The organism is Mycobacterium sp. E2462, assembly GCF_001672685.1.
Taxonomy (GTDB): Bacteria; Actinomycetota; Actinomycetes; order Mycobacteriales; family Mycobacteriaceae; genus Mycobacterium.
Window position 1 is genome coordinate 1 of record NZ_LZKC01000377.1, and the last position, 9,183, is coordinate 9,183.

General features: G+C 70.2%; 9 protein-coding genes and 1 pseudogene. 7 read left to right on the forward strand and 3 right to left on the reverse strand.

Translation table 11 applies throughout. The annotated features are described in order from the left end of the window. Together A5714_RS19675 and A5714_RS19680 are read left to right on the forward strand one after the other, a co-directional pair. Window positions 1-1,377, forward strand: a 1,377-nt coding sequence (locus tag A5714_RS19675; protein WP_068288028.1) for an FAD-binding oxidoreductase, incomplete at its 5' end; no start/stop codon positions are given. After that, window positions 1,374-2,315, forward strand: coding sequence for a diacylglycerol kinase (locus A5714_RS19680; RefSeq protein ID WP_068288031.1), 942 nt, complete (start codon window positions 1,374-1,376; stop codon window positions 2,313-2,315). The genes A5714_RS19675 and A5714_RS19680, both read left to right, overlap by 4 nt. A gap of 57 nt (window positions 2,316-2,372) precedes the next feature. Here the strand turns inward: A5714_RS19680 and A5714_RS19685 are convergent, their stop codons facing one another. The 3 genes from A5714_RS19685 to A5714_RS19695 all read right to left on the reverse strand — a co-directional run bounded on the left by A5714_RS19685 (window position 2,373) and on the right by A5714_RS19695 (window position 4,926). Then, window positions 2,373-2,885 carry a DUF3145 domain-containing protein gene (locus A5714_RS19685; protein WP_068066539.1) on the reverse strand — a complete coding sequence of 171 codons (513 nt, stop codon included), beginning with the start codon at window positions 2,883-2,885 and terminating at the stop codon, window positions 2,373-2,375. Window positions 2,886-3,049: 164 nt separating this feature from the next. Then, window positions 3,050-3,868 (reverse strand): serine hydrolase, encoded by an 819-nt coding sequence (locus A5714_RS19690; RefSeq protein WP_068066544.1) that lies wholly within the window; start codon window positions 3,866-3,868, stop codon window positions 3,050-3,052. After that, window positions 3,868-4,926 (reverse strand): class I SAM-dependent methyltransferase, encoded by a 1,059-nt coding sequence (locus A5714_RS19695; RefSeq protein ID WP_068288033.1) that lies wholly within the window; start codon window positions 4,924-4,926, stop codon window positions 3,868-3,870. Before A5714_RS19695 ends, A5714_RS19690 begins: the two co-directional genes overlap by 1 nt. 77 nt (window positions 4,927-5,003) lie before the next feature. Here A5714_RS19695 and A5714_RS19700 point away from each other — a divergent pair, with 77 nt between their 5' ends. The 5 genes and pseudogenes from A5714_RS19700 to A5714_RS19720 all read left to right on the forward strand — a co-directional run. After that, complete coding sequence (locus tag A5714_RS19700) at window positions 5,004-6,089, forward strand: S-(hydroxymethyl)mycothiol dehydrogenase (RefSeq protein WP_068288036.1); 1,086 nt, start codon at window positions 5,004-5,006, stop codon at window positions 6,087-6,089. After that, the gene (locus A5714_RS19705) at window positions 6,089-6,712 is read left to right on the forward strand and encodes an MBL fold metallo-hydrolase (RefSeq protein WP_068066554.1); all 624 of its coding nucleotides are present in this window, start codon (window positions 6,089-6,091) and stop codon (window positions 6,710-6,712) included. The genes A5714_RS19700 and A5714_RS19705 overlap by 1 nt, the downstream gene beginning before the upstream one ends. 52 nt (window positions 6,713-6,764) lie before the next feature. Next, a complete protein-coding gene (locus A5714_RS19710; RefSeq protein ID WP_068288039.1) occupies window positions 6,765-7,862 on the forward strand; it encodes an SAM-dependent methyltransferase in 1,098 nt (365 codons plus the stop codon). A gap of 74 nt (window positions 7,863-7,936) precedes the next feature. Then, complete coding sequence (locus A5714_RS19715) at window positions 7,937-8,377, forward strand: hypothetical protein (RefSeq protein ID WP_068288042.1); 441 nt, start codon at window positions 7,937-7,939, stop codon at window positions 8,375-8,377. Between the two features lie 119 nt (window positions 8,378-8,496). Further along, a pseudogene (locus A5714_RS19720) lies at window positions 8,497-9,183 on the forward strand (Hsp70 family protein); the annotation flags it as partial.

Here is a 9,183-nt window from a genome sequence, read left to right on the forward strand (position 1 = left end):
GCCGACCTCGACCGGCTGCTGCACGCGGGCGGCAAGTCCACCCTCGACTTGTTGCGCCGCCGGGACACGGGCGAGCAGGACGCGCCCGACGCCATCCTGCTTCCCGGTTACGACGAGTCCGTCGCCGCCATCCTGAGCTACTGCTCCGAGCACCGCATCGCGGTCGTCCCGTTCGGCGGGGGTACCAGCGTGGTGGGTGGGCTCGACCCCGCCCGCGGCGAGTTCGCCGCCGTCGTGTCGCTGGACCTGCGCCGCTTCGACCGGTTGATCTCACTGGACGAGGTGTCCGGCCAGGCCGTCCTGGGCGCCGGGGTGACCGGCCCGCAGGCCGAGGAACTGCTTGGCGCGCATGGTTTTTCGCTGGGCCACTTCCCGCAGAGCTTCGAGTACGCCACCATCGGCGGGTTCGCCGCGACCCGCTCGTCCGGGCAGGACTCGGCGGGTTACGGCCGCTTCAACGACATGGTGCGGGGCCTGCGGGTGGTGACGCCGGTGGGCCCGCTGGACCTGGGTCGCGCGCCGGAATCCGCCGCCGGGCCAGACCTGCGGCAGCTGCTGATCGGCTCGGAGGGCGTCTTCGGCGTCATCACCGAGGTGCGGCTGCGCGTGCACCGGGTTCCCGAAGCCGTGCGCTACGAGGCCTGGTCGTTCCCCGACTTCCCGACAGGGGCCGCCGCGCTGCGTGCGGTCACGCAGGCCGGCGCCGGGCCCACCGTCATCCGGCTCTCCGACGAGGCCGAGACGGGCGTCAACCTGGCCACCACCGAAGCCATCGGCGAAAACACGATCACCGGCGGCTGCCTGGCCATCACCGTGTTCGAGGGCAGCACGGACCACGTCGAAAGCCGGCAGGCCGAGACCAGCGCGTTGCTCGCCGCCAACGGCGGCACGTCGCTCGGCGAGGCGCCCGCCCAGGCCTGGGAGCGGGGCCGGTTCGGGGCGCCGTACCTGCGCGACTCACTGTTGTCGGCGGGCGCGCTGTGCGAGACCCTGGAGACCGCCACCGACTGGTCGAACGTCCCCGCCCTCAAAGCCGCCGTCACGCAAGCGCTTACCGACGCGCTGGCCGCGACCGGCACTGCCGCGCTGGTCATGTGCCACATCTCGCACGTTTACGCGGTCGGCGCCTCGTTGTACTTCACGGTGGTCGCGGGGCAGCGCGGCAATCCGATCGAGCAGTGGCGCGGCGCCAAGAAGGCGGCCATGGACGCGATCGTGGCGACCGGCGGCACCATCACCCACCACCACGCGGTCGGCGCCGACCACCGACCCTGGATGCGCGACGAGGTGGGCGAGCTGGGCGTGCAGGTGTTGCGCGCGGTCAAGGCGACCCTGGATCCCGCCGGAATCCTCAACCCCGGCAAGCTGATTCCGTGACCAGCGGACGGCCCGGCACCGGGGAGTCCCGGCGCGAGATCGGCAAGGTGATCGCGTTGACCAACCCGGCCTCCGGCCACGGGGCCGCCATCCGGGCCGCGCAGCTCGCGATCGCCCGGCTGCATCGGCGCGGTGTGGAGGTGGTCGAGATCATCGGCGACGACGCGCAAGACGCGCGCCACCTCGTCGCCGCCGCGCTGGACAAGGGTGCCGACGCGGTGATGGCCACCGGCGGGGACGGCGTCGTGTCCAACGCGTTGCAGGTCTTGGCGGGCACCGACATTCCGCTGGGCATTGTCCCGGCGGGCACCGGCAACGACCACGCGCGCGAATTCGGCATCCCCACGAAAGATCCCGAGGCCGCCGCCGACGTCGTGGCCGACGGGTGGGCGCAGACCATCGACCTGGCGCGCATTCGCGACAGCGGCGGACGCGATACGTGGTTCGGCACGGTGGCGGCGGCCGGCTTCGATTCGCTGGTGACCGACCGCGCCAACCGGATGAGCTGGCCGCACGGGCGGTTGCGGTATTACCTGGCAATGCTGGCCGAACTCTCGCAGTTGCGGCTGCTGTCGTTTCGGATGGTGCTCGACGGATCCCGCGAGATCGACGCCGACCTGACGCTCGCGGCGTTCGGGAACACCCGCAGTTACGGCGGCGGGCTGCTGATCTGCCCGGGTGCCGACCCCACTGACGGGCTGCTCGACATCACCATGGTGCACTCGGCGTCGCGGTCCAAGTTGGTCCGGCTGTTCCCGACGGTCATGAAGGGCACCCACATCAACCTCGACGAGGTGAGCACGGCGCGCGCGAAGTCGATCCGCGTCGAATGCCCGGGCATCAACGTCTACGCCGACGGCGACTACGCGTGCCCGCTGCCCGCGGAGATCGTGGCGGTGCCGGGGGCGCTGCGGCTGCTGCGGCCCGCGCGGAAGTGACCGCTCCGGTGGCGCTGCCGAAGACCATGCCAGCCACCCCTCGTCGCGAGATCCCGGCTAGCCGACGCCGCGGCTGAGCCAGGTGACCTCGCCGACGTCGCCGCCGTCGCGGTAGGCCTCGAGCGCCTCGTCCCAGGCGGTGCCGAGCACCGAATCCAGCTCGGCGGCCAGGGTGTCGGCGCCCTGCGCCATCATCGAGCGCAGCCGCATCTCGCCGACCATGATGTCCCCGTTGGCGCTCATCGCGCCGCTCCACAGGCCCAGTTGCGGCGTGTGGCTGAAGCGGTGGCCGTCGACCCCGGGGCTGGGATCCTCGGTCACCTCGAAGCGCAGCACTGACCAGGAGCGCAACGCGTTGGCCAACTTGGCGCCGGTGCCCACGGGACCGACCCAATTGGTGACGGCGCGCAGCTGCCCGGGCATCGCGGGCTGCGGCGTCCACGTGAGATTCGCCTTCGCCCCCAGGGACGACGACAGAGCCCACTCCACATGCGGGCAAACCGCAGCCGGCGAAGCGTGCACGTACACCACGCCGGTGGTCACGTCGGCAAATTGATTCGACGCTCGCATAGTTTTGCTCCTTCGGTTCCACGAGGGACGTCTTCCCCAACGACCTGGTGAACCCGACGAGCGCGCTAGCGTGCAGTCGCGAATGTTAAATTGTGTGTCTCGCGTGTCTATTGTGCCTTGTGATGCCCGTGTTGCGCTAGTGTGCAGTGCCAATTAGCCGCCAATTAGCCGTATTGGGCTATCACCGCGTCGGAGACGGCAGGCCACGGCTGCAACGCCCAGTCCCCGAAATCCCGGTCCGTCAGGACCACCAGCGCCAGGTCGGCGTCGGGATCGGCCCAGATGAAACCCCCTGCCTGACCGAAATGGCCGAAGGTGCGCGCGGAGTTGCGGCCACCGGTCCAGTGCGGGGATTTGCCGTTGCGGATCTCGAAACCGAGGCCCCAGTCGTTGGGCCGCTGGACGCCGTATCCGGGCAGCACACCGTCCAAACCGGGGAATTGCACGCTGGCCGACTCGGCGTGCAGCGGCGCCGAGACCGTGCGGGGCCGCAGCAGGTCCCCCGCGAACGCGGCCAGATCCGCCACGGTCGACGAGGCCCCGTACCCCGCGGTCGCGGCGCCGCCGGGCAGCCGGGTGGTGGCCATCCCGAGGGGCTCACACACCGCCTCGCTCAGGTAGCCAGCGAACTCGATGCCCGACTCGCTCTGCACCGCCTGGGCCAGCACGGCGAACCCGTGGTTGGAGTAGATGCGCCGGGTGCCGGGCTTGGCCAGCACGTCACCGGTCAGCATCGCGAAGCCCGAAGCGTGGGCCAGCAGGTGCCGGATCGTGGCGCCGGGCGGCCCGGCCGGGGTGTCGAGGTCGAGCACGCCCTCTTCGACGGCGACCTGCGCGGCCCGCGCGACCAGCAGCTTGGTCACCGAGGCCAGCTCGAAAACCCGGTCAACGTCGCCGTGGGTGGCGAGCACACCGCTTGGCCCGACCACGGCGGCGGCGCACGCCGGAACCGGCCAGCCCGCCAACGCGTCGAGGGCCGCCATCACTTCCTGGCGATGTAGTAGTTGTTGATCGGGTCGCCCTCGATCTCGGTCACCCGCACGTCGTCGAACCCGGCGTCGCCGAGCATCGCGACGGCCAGCTGCTCGCCCCACGCGGCGCCCAGCCCGGCGCCGTCGAGGGCCAACGACACCGTCATGCAGTGCATCAGCGAGGTCGTATAGAGGTAGGTACTCATCGGGACGTCGACGTTGTCCTCGAGCCGGCTCGACGCCTTGATGTCGGCCATCAGCAACACGCCCCCGGGCCGCAGGGCCCGATGGATGTTTTCGAGCACCCGCGCCGGCTGGGCCTGGTCGTGGATGGCGTCGAACACGGTGATGACGTCGTAGGCGTCCGCCTTGTCCAACTCCGCCAGGTTGTGGCTTTCGAACGTGGCGTTCGCCAAGCCGAGACGGGCCGCCTCGTCCGCGCCGACCGCGATGGCCTCGTCGGAGAAGTCGACCCCGGTGAACCGGCTGGCCGGAAACGCCTGCGCCATCACGTTGATGGCGTGACCGCTCCCGCAGCCGAAGTCGGCCACCTCGGCGCCCGAGCGCAGCCGCTCGGGCAGGCCGTCGACGAGGGGCAGCACGACGTCGACGAGGCTGGCGTCGTAGACCGCGCCGCTCTCCTCGGCCATCAGCTGATGAAATCGCGGGAATTCGCTGTAGGGCAGCCCGCCGCCGCGCTTGAAACAGTCGACGATCTTCTGCTCGACCTCGCCGAGCAGGGGGACGAATTGCGCCACCACCGCGAGGTTGTGCGGTCCGGCCGCGCGGGTCAGCACACTCGCGCGGTGCGCGGGCAGCGCGTAGCTGGCGGTGGCCGGGTCGTAGTCGACGACGCGCGCGGTTGTCATGCCGCCCAACCACTCCCGCACGTACCGCTCGTCCAGGCCGGCGGCGTCGGCGATCTGTGCGCTGGTCGACGGCGCCAGGCCGGCCATGGTCTCCAGCAGGCCGGTCTGGTGGCCCAGGCTCAGCAGGAGCGTCAGGCTGGCGCCGTCGAGGGCCGCGACGACCCTCTCGGTGAATTCTTCGGTGCTCTCCACTGCCGTCACGTTTTGCGACGCTACACCGGGTCATCGGGCGAGAGCCCGGGGTGAGATGGGTGGTAGCGAACCCCTAAGTTGGAGCCATGAGTCAGACAGTGCGCGGTGTGATTTCACGCAAGAAGGGCGAGCCCGTCGAGCTGGTGGACATCGTCGTCCCGGATCCTGGACCGGGCGAGGCGCTGGTCGACATCATCGCCTGCGGCGTCTGCCACACGGACCTGACGTACCGCGAGGGCGGCATCAACGACGAATTCCCGTTCCTGCTGGGGCACGAGGCCGCCGGCACGGTCGAGGCCGTCGGGCCCGGCGTGACGGCGGTGGCGCCGGGCGATTTCGTGATCCTCAACTGGCGCGCGGTGTGCGGCCAATGCCGGGCGTGCAAGCGGGGCCGCCCGCACCTGTGTTTCGACACGTTCAACGCCGCGCAGAAGATGACGCTGACCGACGGCACCGAGCTCACGCCGGCGCTGGGCATCGGCGCGTTCGCCGACAAGACGCTGGTGCACGCGGGGCAGTGCACCAAGGTCGACCCCGCCGCCGACCCGGCCGTGGCGGGCCTGCTCGGCTGCGGCGTGATGGCCGGCATCGGCGCCGCGATCAACACCGGCGGCGTCACCCGCGACGACACCGTCGCGGTGATCGGTTGCGGCGGGGTCGGCGACGCCGCCATCGCCGGTGCCGCGCTGGTCGGGGCGCGGCGAATCATCGCGGTGGACACCGACGACACCAAGCTGGAGTGGGCCCGCAAGTTCGGCGCCACGCACACCATCAACGCCCGCAATGCCGACGTTGTGGAGACCATCCAGGACCTCACCGACGGGTTCGGCGTCAACGTGGCGATCGACGCGGTGGGCCGGCCGGAGACCTACAAGCAGGCCTTCTACGCCCGCGACCTCGCCGGAACCGTTGTCCTAGTAGGGGTTCCGACGCCGGACATGCGGCTGGAACTGCCGCTCATCGACTTCTTCTCCCGCGGCGGCTCCCTGAAGTCGTCGTGGTACGGCGACTGCCTGCCCGAGCGCGACTTCCCCACACTGATCGACCTCTACCTGCAGGGTCGACTCCCCCTCGAGCAGTTCGTCACCGAGCGCATCGGGCTCGACGACGTCGAGGAGGCCTTCCATAAGATGCACGGCGGCAACGTGCTGCGGTCGGTGGTGGAGCTGTAATGGTCGAGATTCAGCGGGTCGTCACCCATGGCACGTTCGAACTCGACGGCGGCAGTTGGGAAGTCGACAACAACATCTGGCTGATCGGCGACAACTCCAACGTCGTGGTGTTCGACGCCGCGCACACCGCCGAACCCATCATCGAGGCGGTTGCGGGCCGCCACGTGGTCGCGGTGGTGTGCACCCACGGGCACAACGACCACGTCACGGTCGCCCCCGAACTGGGCGCTGCCCTGGACGCCCCGGTGTTGCTGCACCCGGCCGACGAGGTGCTGTGGCGAATGACACACGAGGGCAAGGACTTTCGCGCAATCACTGACGGCGAGACGATCGACGTTGGGGGTACCGAGCTGTTGGCGCTACACACCCCGGGCCATTCCCCCGGGTCGGTATGCTGGTACGCGCCCGACCTGGGCGTCGTGTTCAGCGGCGACACCCTGTTCGCCGGGGGCCCGGGCGCTACCGGCCGCTCCTACTCGGACTTCCCGACGATTCTCGCGTCGATCTCGGGCCGGCTCGGCACCTTGCCGGGCGAGACCGTCGTGCACACCGGCCACGGCGACAGCACCTCCATCGGGGAGGAGATCGTGCACTACGAGGAGTGGGTCGCGCGCGGCCACTGACACCGCGGCGCATCGACAAGAGCCCAGGCGGCGAAACGATTATCGTTGGTGGATGCGGCCAGAGCCCCGAATGCCCGAGTCGAGCATCGTGGTGCGGCCCGAGCCGGCGTACACCGAGGCCTCGCGGCTGCGCGCCGCGGGCCTGACGCCCGCCATCGCGCTGTTCGAAAGCGCCGCCGCACAGGTCCCGCTGCCCGAAGGCTCGCAGCCGATCGTGATCGCGGATTACGGCGCCGCGAACGGCCACAACTCGCTCCGGCCGATCTCGGCGGCGATCCGGGTGCTGCGCCGGCGCACCAGGCACGACCACGCAATCCTGGTGGCGCACACCGACGTACCGCCCAACGACTTCACGGCGTTGTTCCACACCCTCAGCGACGACCCGGAAAGCTACCTGCACCAGGACGCCGCGACCTTCACCTCGGCGATCGGCCGGTCCTTCTACGGCCAGATCGTGCCGTCGAAGACCGTCAACCTCGGATGGACCTCCTGGGCGACGCAGTGGCTGAGCCGAATGCCTTGCGACATCAGCGATCACGTGCACATCTCCGGGAGCTCCGACGGCCGCGCACGCGCGGCGTACGCCGACCAGGCCGCCAGGGACTGGCACAACTTCGTGGCGTTCCGCGGGCGGGAGTTGGCGCCCGAGGGCCGGCTGGTGGTGCTCACGCTCGCCGCGGACGAGGACGACACCGCCGGTTTCGCCACGCTGCTCGAGGCCGTCGTCGAGGCGCTCGACGAACACGCGCGCAGCGGGTTGGTGCGCCGCGACGAGGTGCACCGCATGGCGATTCCCACGTTCCCGCGCGCCGAAAAGGACTTCCGCGCGCCGTTCTCGCCCAGCGGCCGTTTCGAGGGGTTGGTGATCGAGCATCTCGAGACGTTCAACGCCGAGGATCGGTTCTGGGGCCGCTACCGGATGGACGGCGACGCCGACGCCTTCGGCGCCCAGTGGGCCGCCTTCGCCCGGTCCGCGCTGTTTCCCGCGTTGACCGCCGCGCTGGACGGGGGCGTCGGCGATCCCCGGGCGCGGGATTTCGCCGACGGGCTCGAGGACGGGGTGGCGCGGCGGCTGTCAAGCGCACCCGCACCGATGCGCATCCCGCAGGCGTTGGTGTCGCTGGTCAAGCGCCAACGATCCGTCGGGTGAGAGTTTCGACACAACGCCGTTACGGGTAGTCCCCCAGACATCGTCGAAATCTGCGGTGGCTAGGGGGTAGGTGTATGAGCGTGCAGGATGACAAAGCAGCTGATCAGGAAGACACGACGGCTGAGCACGACGACAAAGCGGCCGACCAGGACGACGACCAGCGGGTGACCGAAAAACCGGAACCGGACGAAGACGACAAGCAAAAGGCCGCCGAGATGATGGAGGCCTACAAAGAAAAGCCCACCATCGTGCTGCCCGGCACCGGCGGCAGCGTCTCCGGCACGGCCGTCAACGACTGGCTGGACGAGGACGGCAACCCCCGCCACCAGGAACCCGAGGGCGGGCAGGGCAAGGCCGACGACGCGGAACAGTCCCGCGGCGACGACGCCGCTCAGTCCGGAGAAGACGGGACGCGCGACGAGCAGGAGTTGCAGGACCAGATCGAAAAGGACAAGGCCCTCAACGAGGAGCTCAAGAAGGCCGCCGCCGCGGAGAACAAGGGCGAAAAAGACTGAGCCGCAACGACATCGGCGTCACTGGCCGGGCAGCTGCGGGATGCCGCTGATGCCCAGGCCCCCCTCGATTTCCTGGATGATCTGATTCACCTTGTCCAGCCCCGGGATCGGTCCGTTGACCCCGGGAAGCGGCGGCGCTGCTGGCGGTGCGGACCAACCCGGGCCTGCCCGCCGAGGGAACGGTGGTGGTGTGCGACTTCGGCGGCACGGGCACCAACATCACGCTGATGGGCGCCGGGGGCGACTTCCAGGCCGTGGCGCCGACCGTGCGGTTCGCCGAGTTCTCCGGTGACCTGATCGACCAGGCGCTGCTGAGCGTCGTCGTCGCCAACATGCCCAGCACTGGCTCGTTCGAGGCGTCCGGATCTGCGGCCATCGGGTCGCTGAGCCGGCTGCGGGCGGGCTGCCGAAGCGCCAAGGAGCGGCTGTCGATCAGCACCGCCACCGGCGTGACCGACGGGTTGACGGGAACCCGTGACGACACCCGGCTCACCCGCGCCGAGCTCGACGACGCCATTCGCCCGGCGTTGCAGCGCTGTCTCGCCGTCCTGGACGACACGTTGGCGCGCAACGACATTCGAGACCTCGTGGCGGTGGTCTCGGTGGGCGGCGGGGCGAACCTGCCCACCGTCACCACCGCGCTCGCGCGGCACTTCCGCGTTCCCGTCGTCACCACGCCGCGCCCGCAACTGACCGCCGCCGTCGGCGCGGCGCTGCGGGTGGCCAACCGTGCCGGCACCCCGGGCGCGGCGCCGGCCACGCTCGCGGCGGACGAGGACGACACCGCCGGTTTCGCCACGCTGCTC

What these genes read in the sequence shown, in the direction of transcription:
- A5714_RS19700 (WP_068288036.1), top strand. Translation starts at nt 5,004, where the DNA reads ATGAGTCAGACAGTGCGCGGTGTGATTTCACGCAAGAAGGGCGAGCCC.
- A5714_RS19715 (WP_068288042.1), top strand. Translation starts at nt 7,937, where the DNA reads ATGAGCGTGCAGGATGACAAAGCAGCTGATCAGGAAGACACGACGGCT.
- A5714_RS19710 (WP_068288039.1), top strand. Translation starts at nt 6,765, where the DNA reads ATGCGGCCAGAGCCCCGAATGCCCGAGTCGAGCATCGTGGTGCGGCCC.
- A5714_RS19705 (WP_068066554.1), top strand. Translation starts at nt 6,089, where the DNA reads ATGGTCGAGATTCAGCGGGTCGTCACCCATGGCACGTTCGAACTCGAC.
- A5714_RS19685 (WP_068066539.1), bottom strand. Translation starts at nt 2,885, where the DNA reads ATGCGAGCGTCGAATCAATTTGCCGACGTGACCACCGGCGTGGTGTAC.
- A5714_RS19690 (WP_068066544.1), bottom strand. Translation starts at nt 3,868, where the DNA reads ATGGCGGCCCTCGACGCGTTGGCGGGCTGGCCGGTTCCGGCGTGCGCC.